17 protein-coding genes are annotated in these 17,608 nt (G+C 56.5%); 8 read left to right on the forward strand and 9 right to left on the reverse strand.

All coding sequences use genetic code 11. The annotated features are described in order from the left end of the window. Nucleotides 1-82 precede the first annotated feature (82 nt). The 5 genes from BLU89_RS04540 to BLU89_RS04565 all read right to left on the reverse strand — a co-directional run bounded on the left by BLU89_RS04540 (nt 83) and on the right by BLU89_RS04565 (nt 6,582). Complete coding sequence (locus BLU89_RS04540) at nt 83-1,459, reverse strand: TRAP transporter large permease (RefSeq protein WP_074734819.1); 1,377 nt, start codon at nt 1,457-1,459, stop codon at nt 83-85. Next, nucleotides 1,459-2,136, reverse strand: coding sequence for a TRAP transporter small permease (locus BLU89_RS04545; RefSeq protein ID WP_074734821.1), 678 nt, complete (start codon nt 2,134-2,136; stop codon nt 1,459-1,461). Before BLU89_RS04545 ends, BLU89_RS04540 begins: the two co-directional genes overlap by 1 nt. Nucleotides 2,137-2,252: 116 nt before the next feature. Continuing rightward, on the reverse strand, nt 2,253-3,254 hold the full coding sequence (locus tag BLU89_RS04550) for a DctP family TRAP transporter solute-binding subunit (RefSeq protein ID WP_074734822.1): 1,002 nt from the start codon (nt 3,252-3,254) through the stop codon (nt 2,253-2,255). Nucleotides 3,255-3,622: 368 nt separating this feature from the next. Then, the gene (locus tag BLU89_RS04560) at nt 3,623-4,852 is read right to left on the reverse strand and encodes a sigma-54-dependent transcriptional regulator (RefSeq protein ID WP_074734825.1); all 1,230 of its coding nucleotides are present in this window, start codon (nt 4,850-4,852) and stop codon (nt 3,623-3,625) included. Beyond that, nucleotides 4,849-6,582 (reverse strand): sensor histidine kinase, encoded by a 1,734-nt coding sequence (locus BLU89_RS04565; RefSeq protein WP_074736390.1) that lies wholly within the window; start codon nt 6,580-6,582, stop codon nt 4,849-4,851. Before BLU89_RS04565 ends, BLU89_RS04560 begins: the two co-directional genes overlap by 4 nt. Before the next feature lie 46 nt (nt 6,583-6,628). Here BLU89_RS04565 and BLU89_RS04570 point away from each other — a divergent pair, with 46 nt between their 5' ends. After that, the gene (locus BLU89_RS04570; RefSeq protein WP_074736388.1) at nt 6,629-7,810 is read left to right on the forward strand and encodes a cytochrome P450; all 1,182 of its coding nucleotides are present in this window, start codon (nt 6,629-6,631) and stop codon (nt 7,808-7,810) included. A gap of 113 nt (nt 7,811-7,923) precedes the next feature. On the opposite strand, the gene BLU89_RS04575 is transcribed toward BLU89_RS04570, so the two are convergent. Further along, the gene (locus tag BLU89_RS04575; protein ID WP_074734827.1) at nt 7,924-8,403 is read right to left on the reverse strand and encodes an Lrp/AsnC family transcriptional regulator; all 480 of its coding nucleotides are present in this window, start codon (nt 8,401-8,403) and stop codon (nt 7,924-7,926) included. 272 nt (nt 8,404-8,675) lie between these two features. Here BLU89_RS04575 and BLU89_RS04585 point away from each other — a divergent pair, with 272 nt between their 5' ends. The 6 genes from BLU89_RS04585 to infC all read left to right on the forward strand — a co-directional run bounded on the left by BLU89_RS04585 (nt 8,676) and on the right by infC (nt 13,521). Then, nucleotides 8,676-8,990: a DUF2849 domain-containing protein gene (locus BLU89_RS04585; protein ID WP_074734830.1), complete on the forward strand. Its 315-nt coding sequence runs from the start codon at nt 8,676-8,678 to the stop codon at nt 8,988-8,990. Between the two features lie 65 nt (nt 8,991-9,055). Beyond that, a complete protein-coding gene (locus tag BLU89_RS04590; RefSeq protein ID WP_074734831.1) occupies nt 9,056-10,720 on the forward strand; it encodes a nitrite/sulfite reductase in 1,665 nt (554 codons plus the stop codon). Then, nucleotides 10,710-11,471, forward strand: coding sequence for a phosphoadenylyl-sulfate reductase (locus BLU89_RS04595; protein WP_074734833.1), 762 nt, complete (start codon nt 10,710-10,712; stop codon nt 11,469-11,471). The genes BLU89_RS04590 and BLU89_RS04595 overlap by 11 nt, the downstream gene beginning before the upstream one ends. Further along, a complete protein-coding gene (locus BLU89_RS04600) occupies nt 11,468-11,875 on the forward strand; it encodes a DUF934 domain-containing protein (protein WP_074734834.1) in 408 nt (135 codons plus the stop codon). The genes BLU89_RS04595 and BLU89_RS04600 overlap by 4 nt, the downstream gene beginning before the upstream one ends. Before the next feature lie 105 nt (nt 11,876-11,980). Continuing rightward, nucleotides 11,981-12,814 carry a ferredoxin--NADP reductase gene (locus tag BLU89_RS04605; protein ID WP_074734836.1) on the forward strand — a complete coding sequence of 278 codons (834 nt, stop codon included), beginning with the start codon at nt 11,981-11,983 and terminating at the stop codon, nt 12,812-12,814. Between the two features lie 245 nt (nt 12,815-13,059). Beyond that, nucleotides 13,060-13,521, forward strand: coding sequence for a translation initiation factor IF-3 (gene infC / locus BLU89_RS04610; protein ID WP_245709698.1), 462 nt, complete (start codon nt 13,060-13,062; stop codon nt 13,519-13,521). 74 nt (nt 13,522-13,595) lie between these two features. On the opposite strand, the gene BLU89_RS04615 is transcribed toward infC, so the two are convergent. Both BLU89_RS04615 and BLU89_RS04620 read right to left on the reverse strand, forming a co-directional pair. Beyond that, nucleotides 13,596-14,912, reverse strand: coding sequence for an aspartate aminotransferase family protein (locus tag BLU89_RS04615; RefSeq protein ID WP_074734839.1), 1,317 nt, complete (start codon nt 14,910-14,912; stop codon nt 13,596-13,598). Next, nucleotides 14,909-15,691 carry a beta-keto acid cleavage family enzyme gene (locus tag BLU89_RS04620; RefSeq protein ID WP_074736392.1) on the reverse strand — a complete coding sequence of 261 codons (783 nt, stop codon included), beginning with the start codon at nt 15,689-15,691 and terminating at the stop codon, nt 14,909-14,911. Before BLU89_RS04620 ends, BLU89_RS04615 begins: the two co-directional genes overlap by 4 nt. An 88-nt stretch (nt 15,692-15,779) precedes the next feature. Here BLU89_RS04620 and BLU89_RS04625 point away from each other — a divergent pair, with 88 nt between their 5' ends. Next, on the forward strand, nt 15,780-16,679 hold the full coding sequence (locus BLU89_RS04625) for a MurR/RpiR family transcriptional regulator (RefSeq protein ID WP_074734840.1): 900 nt from the start codon (nt 15,780-15,782) through the stop codon (nt 16,677-16,679). A 47-nt stretch (nt 16,680-16,726) separates the two neighbouring features. Here BLU89_RS04625 and BLU89_RS04630 read toward each other — a convergent pair whose 3' ends face one another. Then, nucleotides 16,727-17,518 carry an FAD binding domain-containing protein gene (locus BLU89_RS04630; RefSeq protein ID WP_074734842.1) on the reverse strand — a complete coding sequence of 264 codons (792 nt, stop codon included), beginning with the start codon at nt 17,516-17,518 and terminating at the stop codon, nt 16,727-16,729. Nucleotides 17,519-17,608 lie beyond the last annotated feature (90 nt).

Genomic DNA, 17,608 nt, shown 5'->3' on the forward strand with positions numbered 1-17,608 from the left:
AAGAGCAATCCCGCCCAAAACAAGCCCTCAAAGAAAACCGGTCGGATTGCGCCGCCCGGTTCTTCTACTCGTTATATCTGATCTAGTTGGTAATGATCTCCGGCCCCATGAAGGTATTGGGCAGGAAGGTCGATATCCACGGGATATACGTCACCATGATCAGGAAGACGAAAAGCACGACCAGAAACGGCAGTGCCGCCTTCACCACACTCATCATCGGCATCCCCGCCACGCCCGAGGTCACGAACAGGTTCAGACCAACCGGAGGCGTGATCATCCCGATCTCCATGTTGACCACCATGATGATGCCCAGATGGATCGGGTCGATGCCCAGTTCGATCGCAATCGGGAAGACCAGAGGCGCCACGATAACCAGCAGGCCCGATGGCTCCATGAACTGACCGCCAATCAGCAGGATCACGTTGACTACGATCAGGAACGTCACCGGCCCCAAACCCGCCGACAACATCGCGCTGGCAATGTGCTGTGGCACCTGTTCGTCCGTCAGAACGTGCTTCAATATCAACGCGTTGGCGATCACAAACAACAGCGTCACGGTCAGCTTTCCAGCCTCGAACAGCGTGTGTTTTGTGTCGGGGTGAACAAAGGCCGTAATCAGCGCATAGGGCTTCTTAAGCAGCGAGGTATTCTTTGAATCCCCATCTGTGCTGAGTGGCCCCATGTCCTTGTAGACAAAGCTTGCAATGAGAAACGCATAGACGGCAGCCACAGCTGCGGCCTCGGTCGGAGTGAAGATGCCGCCATAGATTCCGCCTAGAATGATCACGATCAGGAACAGGCCCCAACCGGCCTCGCGCGCTGAGGTGAAGACCTCACCCCACCCTTTCCATTCGCCTTTGGGCAGGTTTTTGACCTTGGCCATGATATAGATCGTAATCATCAGCATCAGACCCGCCATCAGGCCGGGTATGACGCCGGCAAGGAACATGCGGCCAACCGATACCTCGACGGCTGCGGCATAGACGACCATCACGATCGACGGTGGGATCAGAATGCCCAGCGTACCGGCGTTACAGATCACACCGGCTGCAAATTCCTTGGAATACCCTACCTGCCGCATCCCTGCGATCACGATCGAACCAATCGCCACAACCGTGGCCGGAGACGATCCCGACAAGGCTGCGAACAGCATACAGGCGAACACACCCGCAATCGCCAGACCACCAGGCAAGTGCCCAACACAGGCAATCGAGAACCGGATAATCCGGCGTGCCACGCCTCCTGTCGTCATGAAAGACGACGCGAGGATGAAGAACGGGATCGCCAGTAGGGTAAAGTGCCCCTCGAACGCCTCGAACAGCGTGCCCGCGACCGAAGCCAGAGAACTGTCGGAATAGATCAGCAGGAACAGGGTCGAGCTGAGGCCAAGAGAAACTGCAATCGGAACACCGATCAGCAGCAGGCCGATAACCATCGAAAAGAGAAGGATAACATCCATCAGTCATGCTCCCCTTGCTGAGCCCGAACTTCTTCGATCTCGTCCTCAACCTCGTGGCTGGCAACAAGGCGGTCGGTCTCTCCGCGCCAGATTTGTACAGCAACTTGTGCGAAACGGATCACCAGCAGCAGCATCGACAGCGGCAGGACGAAGTAAGGAACCACCTTGGGCAGTTTCTCGTAATATTCGCCATAGTTGATCAAGTCTTCCAGAAAGCGCAGCGGTGCGACCATGGGAATGTCGTCAACTTCGTAGAAGCTTTGGCTACGGGCGCTCATGTCAAAGCCGGTCGGGAACCAGCGGCCTGATGTTGGCGGCAGGTCGGCAAATACGGCCCAGTAATCATACGAACCTTTGAGCAAGAGCAGTGAGAACACCAGGCAGCAGCCTACCGAAATCAGCGCCAGAATCCGGCGCGGCGCAGGTGCGAGCATATTCAGGATCGCATCAACACCCAAATGCGCGTGCTTTTTCACTGCGTAGGACGCGCCCAGCAGTACCAACCAACCGAAGGTGAATACCGTCAGTTCCAGCGCCCAAAGAATGTTAGAGTTAAACACGAACCGCGCGATCACATTGGCAAAGGTGACAATCGTCATCAGGCCCAACAGACATGCAATCATGGTTTCTTCGATATGGTCGATCAGCCCGCCTTGGGCGGATTTCGCACCAGACATCTCTCTGTCCCCGCATTTTTGTGATGAGAGTGGAGGGAGTGCGGCGGGCCATAAAGGCCCGCCCAGCCGGCGCGTCCATAACTCCCCAGTCCCCGGACGCGCGGCCTATTCCGGGATCAGAACCCGGCGTTGATCGCCTGTGCGGCGTCGATCTTATCCTGACCAACGTCACCGGCAAACTTGTCCCAAACGGGTCTCATCGCATCGACCCAGGCTTGGCGCTGTTCGGGATTCAAGTCGCGAATGATACCGCCTGCATCAGTGATCGAGGCTTTGGCAGCTTCGTTCACGGTAAAGGCTTCCTTGTTCCGTGTCTCGCTCACTTCGGCGAGGATGGTCAGGAACTGATCGCGAACTTCGGGGTCCAGGCTGTCCAGCCAATCCACCGATGTGACCACCAGATAGTCGATGATACCGTGATTGGTTTCGGTGATGCCGTCCTGAACTTCAAAGAACTTCTTGCCGTAGATATTCGACCAGGTATTCTCCTGCCCGTCCACAACACCCTGTTGCAGCGCACCATAGACCTCCGAGAATGCCATTTTCTGCGGGCTGCCACCGATCGCTTCCATCTGTGCCACCAGAACGTCTGAGGACTGCACACGGAATTTCAGCCCATCGGCATCCGACGGATCCACCAAGGGTTTGTTCGCGGACATCTGCTTCATGCCATTATGCCAGAAGGCCAGCCCCTGCAGGCCACGGCGCTGCATACTGTCCTTCATGGCCTGACCGTCTGCCGAGGCCTGGAACGCATCCACCGCATCGATGTTCTTGAACATGAACGGTAGGTCGAACAGGCGGAACTGCTTGGTGAACTTCTCAAACTTCGACAGCGACGGCGCGGCCAACTGCACATCACCCTGCAGCATCGCCTCAAGCACTTTGTCATCGTTATAGAGGGTCGAATTCGGATAGACCTCCATGCACATCACACCGTTCATCTCGTCATTGACGCGCTGCTCCAGCAACGAGGCGGCAATGCCCTTGGGGTGTTTGTCAGTATTGGTCACATGCGCGAACTTGACGACAATCTCGCCATCTTCGCAGGCCGCCATACCAGCGGTCGCGGTCACCGACAGTGCGATTGCGGTCGCCGCCGTTGTCAGGAATTTCATCAGTCATTTCCTCCCAGACTTCACTAAAACTTCCATCAGACGCCCAATCAGCGCCGTATGCTGCGGAGTGAACCGAATCGACACTTCGCGCTCAACAATTTGTTCGCTTGTGAGAGTATTCCTGATTTTGGTAATTGTTTCTTACTGTTACGCGATATCGACCACTTGAACAAAACTGCACGTGAGAAGCTTGTGCGAAATATCGCACACACTCACAGCCTCTTGTGCGGGTTTCCGCACAAATACCGAATCAATATGATCGAATCGACTCTGCAAGGATCGCGCAACCGCAGCCCGCGCTGGCGGGCTGCCCGGCCCAACGGTTTTGACAGTATGTTAATACTGGCCGAACTGGCGGGAGTATTTCGTTATCGGCGGTAATCTTCAGGTCGGATTTGATAGCGGGCCAGCTTGTCATAAAACGTCTTGCGCGGCAGCTTCAAAGACTTTGCCGCCTCAGCAGCTTTGCCATTATGGCGTCCCAGTGCCGCGATCAGTAGAGATCGCTCAACCCGTGCCAGTTGTTCGTTCAGCCCCTGATCTGCCGCCTGCGCAACCTCTTCCGGCATTCCCAGAACAAAACGCATTGCTGCGGACATCAGAGAACGCGCATTCCCGGGCCAATCCTGCGCCATCAACAAGGCGAGATGCTCCGGCGTAATCTCGGGCTCGGCGATACCGGCCTGCTCGGCGGCTTGTGCCACATAACGTCGGAAAATGATGGGGATATCTTCGGGGCGCTCCGACAACGCCGGTATGCGCACTCGCATGACATCCAGACGATAGAACAGGTCTGCATTGAACTGGCCCTGTGTGGAAAGTTCCGCCAGATCAGCAGTTGTTCCGGCGATGATACGCGCGTCCGTCCCCTGCTCGATCAATTCAAGCGCTGCGTACTGGGTGGTATCCGTCATCGCCGAAACCTCATCCAGAAACAGCGATCCACCGGATGCGTCCTCGTATACACGCAGCAAGTCCTCTGGTTGCAAGCTGGACGCGGGACGCTTGACAAATGGCCCCTGCCCTACCGGAGACATCAGGTGGACAACTTCGGCCACCTTAGAGATGCCACTGCCCGCCGGTCCGGTGACCAACACCTCGGCGTGCGTCGGCGCCACGCTGCGCACACGTTCACGCAATATCTCGGCCCGCTCGGATAGGCCAAACAACATTCGGGCCGCGGGATCACCTCGCTCAAGTTCGCGCCGTTGCTCTCGATCGTGTAGAATCTCGGCCCGCGCGGTGATGGCACTTTCCAGCACAACCAGCAAATCTGCCGCAGCGCAGGGTTTTTCCAGAAAATCAAAAGCCCCTTGTCCCATGGCCTGCACTGCCATGGGTATATCGCCTTCGCCCGTCAATAGGATCACAGGCAGTTCAGGATCAACGTCGCGCGCATAGGCCAGCAGATGAAACCCATCCCGCCCCGGCATCCGGATATCCGAAATGATCACCCCATCAAATTCACGGCAAATATGGTCCTTGGCCGCAACAAAAGACCCGGCAGAAACGGGTTCGTATTCGGCCAGTTCAAGCGTCTGCGCCAACGCCTCGCGTACAGCGGCATCATCATCGACCAACAGCACTTTGCGGATCATGCAGCCTCGTCCTCTTCATAGGGTTCAAGCTCAACGGTGAATTCAGCGCCGTCATCCGTGTTGGCACCACGAATGTCTCCCCCAAAGCTCTGAACCAGCCCATAAGAGATCGACAGCCCTAGTCCCATCCCCTCGGATGTGCCCACCGTTTTCGTGGTGTAGAATGGCTCAAACACGCGATCAGGATCTTCAATCCCCGGGCCAGTGTCCCGAACCGAAACACGCAGAGGCTTCCCCTGCGCAACCGTGATCGAGATATTGCGCTGGGGCCGGTTGGCCATTGCATCCGCCGCGTTGTTGATCAGATTGACGAATACCTGCACCAAACGCACCTCACCGCCCCAGACAAAGACCGCAGATTTTAGTGACTCCCATTCCAGTTCGATACCCTCATCCCGCAACCGGGTCTCGGTCAATTCTGTCGCGGCATTCAGGACCTGTATCAGATCGACACGCCCCATCGGTTCGCTTTCATTTCTGGCAAAAGCGCGCAGGTTTTTGATGATCCGCGCCATGCGTGCGGCCATATCGGAAATACGGCCCAGATTTTCCCCGGCATTTTTGTCCTTGCCACGTTCCAGGAAAGCCGACCCGTTATCGGCGAACTGCCGAATTGCCATCAGCGGCTGGTTCAGCTCATGGCTGATGCCCGCCGACATCTTGCCTAACGCGCTCAGTTTGCCAGCCTGTACCAGATCGGACTGGGCCTGCTTGAGCGCCGCCTCGGCCTCTTGACGTTCGGCCACTTCGCGGCGCAAGGCAGTGTTTGCCGCAGTCAAAGCCCGTGTCCGTTGCGCCACCCGGCTTTCCAACACGGTGTTGGCATCCGCCAACGTCCGCCGCCGTTCCGAGGCCAGGAACAACAGCGCGCCGAATGCGAAACAGATGGCCGCAACCGCCGCTGCCTGCAACCCCGCCAAACGCCGTGCGGGGGCCACATCAACCAGCATCTCCGCCGTCATGGCAATCACCGGCAGATCGAGCGTCAGATGCAATGCGCGGCGGGGAAGATAGCGACCCCAGTTCAGCGTCCACACCTCATGCCCCGCAACCAGAGCCGAGGCGAATTCAATCGTCTCACCATCTGGGAGCGTCAGTCCCTGTTGTCCGTCGGTGCGCCGCCACAGCAACAGGTCCGAACGGTTCGAGATGAAGACGACACCATCGGTATCAACAAAAAACACCGCGTCGGTACTGCCACGCCACGTCTGCTCAACATCCTGCACGTCAGCGATCACCATCAGGGCACCCTGAATCTGCCCCAAGTCACCAAATGCCGGAGCAGCATAGGAATAGATGCGATCACCGCTCTCATCCTGGACACCATGCGCGCTTCCTAACGCGCCCTGCATGGCGCGCTCAAATGCGGGATGGTCAGACATGTTGCGCCGTGGCACCGGTTGCGCCGCAGCAAGAACCTGACCCTCGGCATCCAGATACATCACGTTAATTGCAGCCGTCTTGTCAGCCACGTCCAGCAACACCTTCCGGGCCGCCAATTGCTGTACAGGAGTTTCAAGCGTCTGAAGCGCAGGATGGTCCGCCATCAAGGCTGCCACTTCCTGATAGACCTGCATCTGCGTGCTCAAACGGTCGGCCGCCAGTTCCAGATCAGCCTCAGCCTTTTCACCCAGTTGCGACAAGGCCTGACGATAGCCATAGGTCCATACTGCCGCCGATAACAGACCGACCGCACACAGGAAACCGGCAATGATCCAAACCCGTTGCATGTCTAGGGTCTTGCATTCAGCGCAGCCCATGGCAAGTCTGCACCGCATGAAGACGCTGTTCCAATCCCCGACCGACCCGGCGTTCGTTCAGAACCCATACCCATTTTACGACCGTGCACGTCAGCAAGGCGATCTGTTCTATTGGGAGGACTATGGTCTTGTAGCAGCTGTTTCGCACAAGGCGGTGAACACGCTGCTGCGCGATCGACGCTTCGGGCGCGAAACACCGGCGGAACTTGCCAAACCCGGCCCCAGCCACCTTGCACCATGGCTCAATGTCGAATCGCATTCGATGCTGGAACTCGAACCACCCCGGCATACTAGGCTTCGATCACTGGTCTTGCGGGCCTTTACATCCCGCGCCATCGCCGCGCTAGAACCATCCATCGAATTGATGTGCCACGATTTAGTCGAGAAATTCCCCGATGGTCCTTTTGATCTGCTGCAGGCCTATTGCACACAGATTCCCGTTATCACGATCTGCCGCCTGCTTGGTGTTCCAGAGGAAATGGCACCGCAGCTTTTGCATTGGTCACACGCAATGGTGGCTATGTATCAGGCCAACCGAACCCGCCTGACCGAAGATGATGCGGTCCGTGCCACCCAAGAATTCACCACCTATCTCGAAGACTACATCGAGAAACGACGAAAAGATCCCCGCGAAGATCTGATAACCCGGTTGATTGTTGCAGAAGAAGACGGCGAGAAACTCTCGCGCGATGAACTGATCACGACATGCATTCTTTTGCTGAACGCCGGACACGAAGCGACGGTACACGCGATCGGCAATGGCGTGAAAACGATACTCGCAACAAGGGCCCAACAACCTGTCTTATCGCCTGACACCATCGACACAACGATCGAGGAGATCCTGCGTTTCGACCCGCCGCTCCATATGTTCAGGCGGTATGCCTATGACGAAGTTGAAATTTTTGGCCACCGCTTTGCACGCGGCGATGAAGTTGCGTTGCTTTTAGGGGCTGCCAATCGCGACCCTGTCGTTTGGCCACACTCAGATGTCTTCGATCCGACGCGTAAGATCAGCGCCAACACCAGTTTTGGTGGAGGCCTGCATTTTTGCGTCGGCGCCCCACTGGCACGCCTTGAGATGCGGGTCGCGCTTTCGATCCTATTCAAACGTTACCCTGACTTAAGGTTGGTCGAAAAACCGCAATATTCAGATAGCTACCACTTCCATGGCCTTTCGAAACTCATGGTAGAAATCTGACCATCCGCACCTGTTTCACACCATCTGGATAACGAAACCGGGATCGCGCCTCAACTGGCAGGAAAACCTTATTGGGGCGTCCTCGGGGGACTGGGCAGAGCTCTGTAACCAATTCACGCTGTCCCGTCTGATTTCAATGGCAACATGGTGGTCGACTTGATCTCTTCCATCGAAAGCAGGGCTGTAACGTTGTGCACCCGAACCTCTGAAATTAGCGCCTGATAAAATGCATCATAGGCGCGCGCATTCTTGACCCGAACTTTCAGGATATAGTCAATGTCACCCGCAAGACGATGAGCCTCCTGTACTTCCGGACGATCGCGTAGCGCCTTCAGGAACTTCTTCTGCCAATCCGCTTCATGCTCGGAAGTGCGGATCAGTACAAAGAACGTAGCTTCGAATCCCAGCGCCTCGGCGTCCAGCAATACAGTCTGCTGGCCGATGACCCCCGCTCCCTTCAGCTTGCGAATGCGATTCCAAACAGGTGTCTTCGAGCTCCCCACACGTACCGCAATATCGTCGAGCGACTGGCTCGCATCGCGCTGCAGCTCGGCTAGAATTTTCCGATCCGTATCGTCTATCCGCACCGACATTCCAATTTTCCTTCCAATTCAGGATCAAGGTTCCAGCTTCCGCCAAATCTCGAACATATGTCCTTATTTGTCGGCGGATATGGCGTTAATGCGGGAATATTTCCTATATTGGTACTCAAGTCAATTCAGCTACGAGACCCTCCAATGCAGGCCACACAATCCAAAATACGAGCTTACAAGTCCGGCATTGTAGCTGCCGTGCGCCGTCTGACTGCTTTTGTGTTGGCTGGTGGGGATCAAATCATCCCGGTTTTCAATAAGGAGTTTTCCTGATGGCCCGTGCTTTTTCCCCCAAAGTCGTCACCGCCAACGACTTGCTTGAGGGCGACGTGATTTACCAGACAGAAGACGACCGCTGGTCGCGTGAGTTGTCCGAGGCCGAGCTGATCACTGACGAGGCACATGCACAGGTACGCCTGTTGGACGCCGCACGTCAGGCCAACAAGATCGTAGGTGCCTATCTCGCTGACGCCGTAGACGGCGATAACGGCCCCGAACCCGCCCATTTTCGGGAGGATTTCCGCCGGACTGGTCCGTCCAACTATGCCCACGGCAAACAGGAATCCTCCTCGCAGCCCCGGGCCTGAACTCAGGCCTGTCTCTCTCCCCTTCAAGGCCCCGGGTCCGGGGCTGCAACTAAGGACAGCTAGACATGTATCGCTACTCCGAGTTTGATCACGACTTTCTGACCGAGCGCAACGCACAGTTCCGCGCCCAGGTCGAGCGCCGCATCGACGGTTCGCTGACTGAAGATGAATTCAAACCTCTGCGTCTGATGAACGGTCTGTATCTGCAGTTGCACGCTTACATGCTGCGCGTTGCCATTCCCTATGGCACGCTGAACAGCGCGCAAATGCGCCAACTGGCTCTGCTGGCTGAAAAGTGGGACAAGGGCTATGGCCATTTCACCACCCGTCAGAACATCCAGTATAACTGGCCGAAACTGAATGACGTGCCGGATATGCTGGACGCGCTGGCCGAGGTTGGGATGCACGCCATCCAGACCTCGGGCAACACAATCCGTAACGTTACCGCTGACCATTTCGCCGGTGCGGCTGCCGATGAGGTTGCGGACCCACGCCCCTATGCCGAACTGCTGCGTCAGTGGTCGACCGACCACCCGGAATTCCAGTTCATGCCGCGCAAATTCAAGATCGCCATCACCGGCTCGGAAAACGACCGCGCCGTGATCAAAGCGCATGACATCGGCCTGCAGCTGGTTGAGCGGGACGGTGTTTTGGGCGCCCGCGTCATCGTGGGCGGTGGGCTTGGCCGCACGCCAATGATTGGCAAGGAATTGTCCGAGTTTGTCGCCTTCGACGACCTGCTGGCTTACCTCGAAGCCACAGTTTCGGTTTGGAACCAAATCGGTCGCCGTGACAACAAGTACAAAGCCCGCATCAAGATCACGGTACACGAGCACGGAATCGATGCGATCCGCGCGAAGGTCAACGAGCGTTTCCTGCAGGTTCGCCCGCAATTCAAAGGCGCGGATATGAACCTGTTGGAAGAGATTAAGGGCCACTTTGCCCCGCCTGCATTCCGCCAAGCCTCGATTGCGTCTTTTGAGTCGGCCTTCACCAACGATCCGGTCTTCCGGTCTTGGGTCGACACCAATATCGCGCCGCACAAGGATGCGGACCACGCGATTGTCACGATCTCGATCAAGAAGCACGGTGAAACGCCGGGCGATGCAACTGCCGAACAGATGCGCGTCATGGCCGATCTGGCCGAACAGTTCGCATATGACGAACTGCGCATCAGCCATGAGCAGAACGTGATCCTGCCGCATGTTCACAAATCGGACCTGCCCGCGATCCACGCAAAGCTAAAGGAACACGAACTGGCCACCGCCAATATTGGTCTGATCAGTGACATCATCGCCTGCCCTGGCATGGACTATTGCGCGCTGGCGACGGCCCGTTCGATCCCAGTTGCGCAGGAGATCGCGACCCGGTTTGAAGACCTGAAACTTGAGCATGATATCGGCCACCTGAAGATCAAGATCTCAGGCTGCATCAACGCCTGTGGTCATCACCACGTGGGCCATATCGGCATTCTGGGTCTGGATCGCGCTGGCGTTGAAAACTACCAGATCACACTGGGCGGTGATGCGACAGAGACTGCGGCCGTTGGTGACCGCACGGGTCCCGGCTTTGCCTATGATGAGATCGTGCCCGCAGTCGAACGTATCGTCGAAGCCTATCTGGAACTGCGCAACAGCGACGAGGAGACGTTTCTTGAAACCTATCGTCGCGTAGGCATGGCCCCGTTCAAGTCAGCACTCTACCCCGAGGCGCAGGCGAATGCCGCTTGATCTGATCCAGACGGAACTGGGATGCAACCGACGCGAGTTGACTGAACAAATCGACGCGCTAAACGCACGGTTTCGGCACCACAGTGCCCATGACGTGATGCACGGCGCGATTGAGGCGATCGAAAAGCTGGCGCTTGTCTCCAGCTTTGGGGCTGAATCGGTTGTGTTGCTGCATATGGCGGCCGTGGTCGACAAGGCCACGCCGGTCCTGTTCGTAGACACGCAGATGCTGTTCATCGAGACGCTGGAGTATCAGCAGGACGTCAGCGATCGCCTTGGCCTGACGAATGTCCACATCATCCAGGCGGGTGACGAGGATGTTCAGCGGGATGATCCATATGGTGCACTGCGGCTGCGCGATACGGACGCGTGCTGCAATCTGCGCAAGACCTTTCCGTTGCAACAGGCCCTGTCTGGCTATTGCGGCTGGATCACGGGTCGCAAGCGGTTTCAGGCGGGCACGCGCGCATCGCTCGATTTCTTCGAGGTCGAAGACGGTACGGGTCGGATCAAGGTCAATCCGCTGGCCCATTGGGCGCCCGAGGATGTACGCACCTATATGGACGAAAACAACTTGCCCCGGCATCCGCTGGTGGCCAAAGGATACCCTTCGATCGGCTGTGCGCCCTGCACCTCGCCGGTCAAAGAAGGCGAAGACCCCCGCGCCGGACGCTGGCGCGATCAGAACAAGGAAGAGTGCGGAATCCATTTTGTCGATGGAAAGATGGTCCGCGCCGGAGAGAAAACATGAACGTAATCGTAAATGACGAGGGTTTTTCGCCCGATGACTGGACCGATGGCTTTGTCACGCTGGACGATGCCGCCAACGACGTTGTTGCGCTTGACGTGACCTCGGACACGGACCCGGATGAATTGATTGATCGTTTGGGCAGCGCTCAGATGGTGCGCGTCGATTTTCCGTCTTCCGCGGACGGACGCGGATTCACCATCGCGCGCGTACTGCGTTTGAAAGGGTATACCGGTCGTCTTCGTGCCAAAGGCCACGTACTGGCCGATCAATACGCCATGGCGCGACGCAGTGGGTTCGACGAGGTCGAGATCGATCATAGCCTTGCCGCTCGCCAGCCCGAAGATCAGTGGTTGGCGCGCGCCAACTGGCAAGATAACAACTATCAGGCCCGCCTGCGCGGCTAACTCGCTATAGCCAGCCTGTTAGACCAAAGGGGCAATCTGCCCCTTTTCCTGACTTGGATCAAAGATTAAACGGAGATACCGGTTTAGCAGACCGGTAGTGAAACGATGACAGAGATGAAGCCCGTGAGTGAAGCAACCGCCGTAAAGGCCCCCGTCCTGCCAGATGCCCAGACCGTGACCGAGGTCAAGCATTGGACCGACAGCCTGTTCTCGTTCAAGGTGTCGCGCCCGGCCTCGCTGCGCTTTCGTTCGGGTGAGTTCGTGATGATCGGTCTACTTGGCGATAACGGCAAACCTTTGCTGCGTGCATATTCAATTGCTTCTCCGTCTTGGGACGAAGAACTGGAGTTCTATTCGATCAAGGTGCAGGATGGCCCGCTGACCTCGAAACTGCAGCACATCCAGCCCGGCGATCAGCTCATCCTGCGTCCAAAGCCCGTTGGCACGTTGGTGCATGATGCTTTGCTGCCCGGCAAGCGCATCTGGTTCTTTGCCACCGGCACCGGCTTTGCGCCCTTTGCCTCGCTGCTGCGCGAACCTCAGACCTATGAAGATTACGATGAAGTTATCATCACTCATACATGCCGCGACGTAGCTGAACTGGATTACGGTCGTGAACTGATCGAGAGCATCAAGCAAGACGAGATGTTGGCCGAACTGATTGGCGAAGGTTTCGCCGATAAAATTCGCTATTACCCGACCACGACCCGGGAAGAGAGCCCAAAGATGGGCCGTATCACCGAGCTGCTGAAAGACGGTACAGTATTTGCCGATCTGGGCATCGAAGGTGGTATCAAGTCCGAAACCGACCGCGCCATGGTCTGCGGCAGCCTTGCGTTTAACCATGACATCAAGGCGATCCTGGAAGACTTTGGTTTGCGCGAAGGCGCCAATTCGGAACCCAAAGAATTCGTGATCGAAAAGGCCTTTGTGGGCTGAATACGTATCACGGTCGGGCATTTTAGTGCCCGAGCAGCCCAATTCCTGCCAGATACTCGGAATTTTCCGGGTAGCTGGCACTTATGCCGCTTGAAACACCTGTCAGCCCGGTCTAAATTCCGGGCTCGAAATTCTGCAATCATCAAAGGAATAAACCCATAGCCCGCAGACCTCACAACGCGCCGCCACAGCGAGATACCGGCCCGCGCGTCAATGACAAGATCCGTGCCACCGAAATTCGCCTGATTGGCGCCGAAGGTGAAAATGTCGGGGTGGTTCAGCCCGCGAAAGCCATGCAGATGGCCGCCGATGCCGGACTCGATCTGGTTGAGATTTCGCCTAACGCGAACCCGCCGGTCTGCAAAATCATGGATTTCGGCAAGTTCAAGTACGAACAGCAGAAACGCGAAAGCGAAGCCCGCAAGAAGCAAAAGATCATTGAGGTAAAAGAGGTCAAGTTCCGGCCCAACACCGATACGCATGACTATGAAGTCAAAATGCGCAATGTCTTCAAGTTTCTTGAGAACGGCGACAAGGTCAAAGTCACACTGCGTTTTCGTGGCCGTGAAATGGCGCACCAGAACCTGGGGCGCGAGCTGCTCGAGCGTGTAGCCGTGGACACTAAGGAAATCGGCAAGGTCGAGAACATGCCCAAGATGGAAGGCCGTCAGATGATCATGATGATTGGCCCATTGCCACAGAAGTAAGCGTTCTTCTGATTGAATGACAAAAGCCCCTCCGTCATCGAAGGGGCTTTTTATTGTTTGGCTACACGGCGAGATCAGATAACTGAAGAAATCGCCCGTTCCAATTTGTCGACCAGCTCAACCAACTGCTCATCTTCGATGACAAATGGCGGAGCCAGCAGGATATGATCGCCGTTGCGTCCATCACGCGTTCCAGACATCGGGTAACAGATTAACCCCTCACCCATTGCTGCTTTTTTGATTTTGCCGGCGACGCCGAGTGATGAATCGAACGGAGTTTTCGTATCCCGATCCGAGACGAGCTCGATCCCACGGAACAGGCCGCGCCCACGAATATCCCCGACATTCGGGTGCTGGCCAATCCTGTTTTCCAGTATACTCTGTAACTTGTCCCCCATCACGCCAGCCCGAGCTGGCAGGTCACGCGATGTAAGTTCCCGCACAACAGCCAGAGCGGCAGCAGTCGCAACCGGATGCCCAACATAGGTATGGCCGTGCTGGAAGAAGCCGGACCCATCCCGGATCGCATCATAGATTTGGCCCGAGCACAGCATTGCTCCGATCGGCTGATACCCTGCCCCCAACCCTTTGGCGATACAAAGAATATCTGGTGCAATGCCATCATGATCGCAGGCAAACAAGTGCCCGGTACGTCCCATGCCACACATCACCTCGTCAAGGATCAGTAGAACACCGTATTGATCGCAAATCTCGCGAATACGCTTAAAGTATCCCTCGACCGCAGGAACAGCCCCTAAGGTCGCGCCAACAACGGGCTCTGCCATGAAGGCCATCACTGTTTCGGGCCCAAGCCGAAGGATTTCCGTTTCTAACTCGTTCGCGACGCGTTGACCGTAGTCAAAGCTGCTCTCGCCATCAGTCTTTTCAGCGTATTCATAACAAGGCGCGATATGGGTCATCTCGATCAGCATCGGGGCAAACTGCGCCCGCCGCCATTCATTGCCGCCTGCCGAAAGTGCCCCCAATGTATTGCCGTGATAGCTTTGCCGACGTGCAATAACGTGACAACGTTCAGGCTGACCGGTTTCCAAATAATACTGCCGTGCCAGCTTGATCGCAGCCTCGGTCGCCTCGGACCCGCCCGAGACAAAATACACCCGATCCAGATCGCCCGGAGCATGTTCGATCAATAAATCCGCCAACGTCTCAGCCGGTTCCGAAGTCATGAAACCGGTATGGGCAAACGCAATCTGCGCCACTTGCTCTTGCACAGCTTTGATCACAGCCTCGTTGGAATGACCAAGACACGAAACTGCAGCGTCCCCACAATCCAAGAAGCGCTGGCCAGCTGAATCAATCAGATAGCACCCGTCCCCTCCGGCCGCGATCGGCAATTCGGATTTTGTGTGGCGTGGAAATACGTGGCTCATTTCGCGGCTCCTTTCAGAAGATTGATCAGCGCCGCGACTGACGCGGCATTATCAGCCCAGCTCTGGCCATGCGGACCAGCCAAGCTGTTTTCAAAACCAACGCGTACATCACCGCCAAGTTGCGCAGCCTTCTGCAGGCATTTGTGCTCCTGCGCCCCAAACGCACAGACCATCCACGGGTCAGTGCTTTCCGGAAATGTATCCAGATCTTCTGGTCTCGATTCCTGCTCAGTGGAATAGCGGCCGAGAACCAGTAGACGTTCGATCTGACCGGGCTTTACCACCCCTTCCGTTTGCCAGCGGGCCAGCAACTTGGCGTCGTCTGCATCATAGAGGATATGTTGAACGCGCGTCCCTTGATCCGCGCACAGTGCATAGACTCGTGGCGCAATCTCGGGTGACCGAGCAATCTCGCGCACGGAAATTGACGCCCAATCCGGCCGTGTTTTTTTCAGACATTCGAACTGAGCCTCAACGTTGAAAACACCTGCAGCCTCGGTGGTAATCTGAATGTCCATCCGGGGCACAGCCAGGCGCAGTTCCGCGATGGCTTCACGATACAAGCCCGCATCCAATGAGTGATGACCCGCCTGATCGCGCACATGCAGATGCAGCCCGTCTGCACCTGCCAAGCTACATGCTTTTGAGGTTGCGATGATTTCGTCCGTTGAGACCGGCAGTCCGGGATGATCCCCATGCCCCCTGCGCGCTCCATTCGGCGCGACCAAAATGTATGGCAGGGACTGGTGCGCCCTCATTTCGGAGTCTGTTGCTGACATCGTGTCACCCATTCAGTTTGATCCCGAAGTATACATCGGCAGTACGTTTTCAATTTGCTTTTCTCATAACATTTGTTTTTCTAGACTCATGCAACACACGCCAACCCAACTGATTGAACAGCTGCGCAGCGATATCGACACCCTGCCGCAACAAATGCAGGCCGCCGCGAAATACATCATCGACCATCCCGGCGATTTCGGGCTTGATCCGATCCGTGTTAGCGCACACAAGATCGGCGTCAGTTCAAACGTCCTTGTGCGTCTGGCGTATCGCCTGGGTTTCGACAGTTTCGAAGCATTCAGAATGCCGTTCCGCCAAACCCTTGTCACCGACCGCGAGGATCGACTTGGACAGGACTGGCTCAACCGCATGAAAGCAGGGGATGACTTCAGCGCGGCGCAAGCCGGATTTGCCCAGAATGAACTGAATGTCGTCGCCCGGTCGCTACGCCTTGCGGACCCGGCAACAATACAGCAGGCAACAAATCATCTGGTTTCAGCAAAGCGCTGTTTTGTTACCGCAACTCGGGCCAGCTATGCGCTGGCCTATTACTTTCATTATGCGGGACGGATGGCACATCCCGGGTTTCAACTGATCCCCCGGCACATGGGTTCTGCCATTGATGATCTGCTCGAGGCCGACAGTACCGACTGCCTGTTCGCCATCACCGTTCATCCATATTCTTCCGACACCATCCAATCCATGCGCTTTGCGCGCAAACGCAATATGCGCATAGTCTTATTATCAGATAGCGAAGTCATTGCCCCCGGCGTAGACCCCGACGTTATTCTGCCCGTCAGTACCCGCGCGCAGCATCACTTTTCCAGTTTCTCCGGCGCTATGGCCGTACTCGAATGCCTGCTCGGTCATCTCTTCGCCGCCGGAGGATCAGCCGCGCGCGACCGTGTGGATCGATATCAAACCGCCAGAGAAGACACCGGCGCATACTGGCGCCCGGCAAAACCACCAAGGGTCAGGAAGAAATGAAAAGCCCCGGCTTTCACCGGGGCTCAACAAGTTGATCGAAACCCTGCCTAGCTGCAGGCTTCGACGGCGCGTTTTGTCATCACCCCAACAAGATGCGCTCGGTATTCTTTACTGCCATGCAAATCCCCGATCATGTTCATCGGGTTGACGTGCAGATCCATCAAAGCATCGGTTCTGAACTCTTTGTTCAAGGCTTCCTCGGCCTCAGACCACCGGAACACGCCTTCTTCGCTAGCACCGGTTACAGCGACCCGAACGCCATCTGCAAACCGGGCAAGATAAACTCCGACTAATGCAAATCGGGACGCTGGCTGCAGGAACTTCTGATAGCTCGCCGCCTGAGGCACAGGAAAACGCACTGAAGTGATGATCTCATCCTCTTCCAGAGCCGTTGTGAACATACCCTGAAAGAAATCATCCGCCGCAATTTGGCGAGTATTGGTGACAATCGTCGCCCCCGAACCCAGCACTCCTGCTGGATAACAGGCCGCTGGATCATTGTTGGCGACAGAGCCACCAATGGTACCGCGGTTGCGCACCGCAGGATCACCGATCTGACCGGCCAATGCCGCCAGCGCAGGATAGCTGCCCGCTGCTTTCGCCGCAACATTGGCATGGGTCGTCGCCCCACCAATGGCCACCGAACCATCATCCTCGATGCAAACACCCTGCATCTCGGCAATCCCGTTCATCGACACCAGTTTGGATGGCGCGGCTAATCGCTGCTTCAACGTAGGGATCAGGGTCTGCCCGCCTCCCAACGCCTGCGCATCTTCCCCCCCGAGTGCGGCAACCGCATCAGCGATGGTCGAGGGTCTCTCAAACTCGAAATTGTACATTTCGTCTTCCTTTCCGAAGAACGCAAATCCGCTCTTCATCTGGCTATAAATACCTCGGGGAGCGCGAGGGGCTGGCCCCTCGCACCCGCC

Source organism: Ruegeria halocynthiae, assembly GCF_900106805.1.
GTDB classification, from domain to species: domain Bacteria; phylum Pseudomonadota; class Alphaproteobacteria; order Rhodobacterales; family Rhodobacteraceae; genus Ruegeria; species Ruegeria halocynthiae.

Bases quoted from the DNA above. Each gene is read 5' to 3' on its own strand.
- BLU89_RS04590 (WP_074734831.1), top strand. From the start codon at position 9,056: ATGTATCGCTACTCCGAGTTTGATCACGACTTTCTGACCGAGCGCAAC.
- BLU89_RS04570 (WP_074736388.1), top strand. From the start codon at position 6,629: ATGAAGACGCTGTTCCAATCCCCGACCGACCCGGCGTTCGTTCAGAAC.
- BLU89_RS04540 (WP_074734819.1), bottom strand. From the start codon at position 1,459: ATGGATGTTATCCTTCTCTTTTCGATGGTTATCGGCCTGCTGCTGATC.
- BLU89_RS04600 (WP_074734834.1), top strand. From the start codon at position 11,468: ATGAACGTAATCGTAAATGACGAGGGTTTTTCGCCCGATGACTGGACC.
- BLU89_RS04620 (WP_074736392.1), bottom strand. From the start codon at position 15,691: ATGTCAGCAACAGACTCCGAAATGAGGGCGCACCAGTCCCTGCCATAC.
- BLU89_RS04565 (WP_074736390.1), bottom strand. From the start codon at position 6,582: ATGCAACGGGTTTGGATCATTGCCGGTTTCCTGTGTGCGGTCGGTCTG.
- BLU89_RS04575 (WP_074734827.1), bottom strand. From the start codon at position 8,403: ATGTCGGTGCGGATAGACGATACGGATCGGAAAATTCTAGCCGAGCTG.
- BLU89_RS04630 (WP_074734842.1), bottom strand. From the start codon at position 17,518: ATGTACAATTTCGAGTTTGAGAGACCCTCGACCATCGCTGATGCGGTT.
- BLU89_RS04625 (WP_074734840.1), top strand. From the start codon at position 15,780: ATGCAACACACGCCAACCCAACTGATTGAACAGCTGCGCAGCGATATC.
- BLU89_RS04605 (WP_074734836.1), top strand. From the start codon at position 11,981: ATGACAGAGATGAAGCCCGTGAGTGAAGCAACCGCCGTAAAGGCCCCC.
- BLU89_RS04560 (WP_074734825.1), bottom strand. From the start codon at position 4,852: ATGATCCGCAAAGTGCTGTTGGTCGATGATGATGCCGCTGTACGCGAG.
- BLU89_RS04585 (WP_074734830.1), top strand. From the start codon at position 8,676: ATGGCCCGTGCTTTTTCCCCCAAAGTCGTCACCGCCAACGACTTGCTT.
- BLU89_RS04550 (WP_074734822.1), bottom strand. From the start codon at position 3,254: ATGAAATTCCTGACAACGGCGGCGACCGCAATCGCACTGTCGGTGACC.
- BLU89_RS04595 (WP_074734833.1), top strand. From the start codon at position 10,710: ATGCCGCTTGATCTGATCCAGACGGAACTGGGATGCAACCGACGCGAG.
- BLU89_RS04615 (WP_074734839.1), bottom strand. From the start codon at position 14,912: ATGAGCCACGTATTTCCACGCCACACAAAATCCGAATTGCCGATCGCG.
- BLU89_RS04545 (WP_074734821.1), bottom strand. From the start codon at position 2,136: ATGTCTGGTGCGAAATCCGCCCAAGGCGGGCTGATCGACCATATCGAA.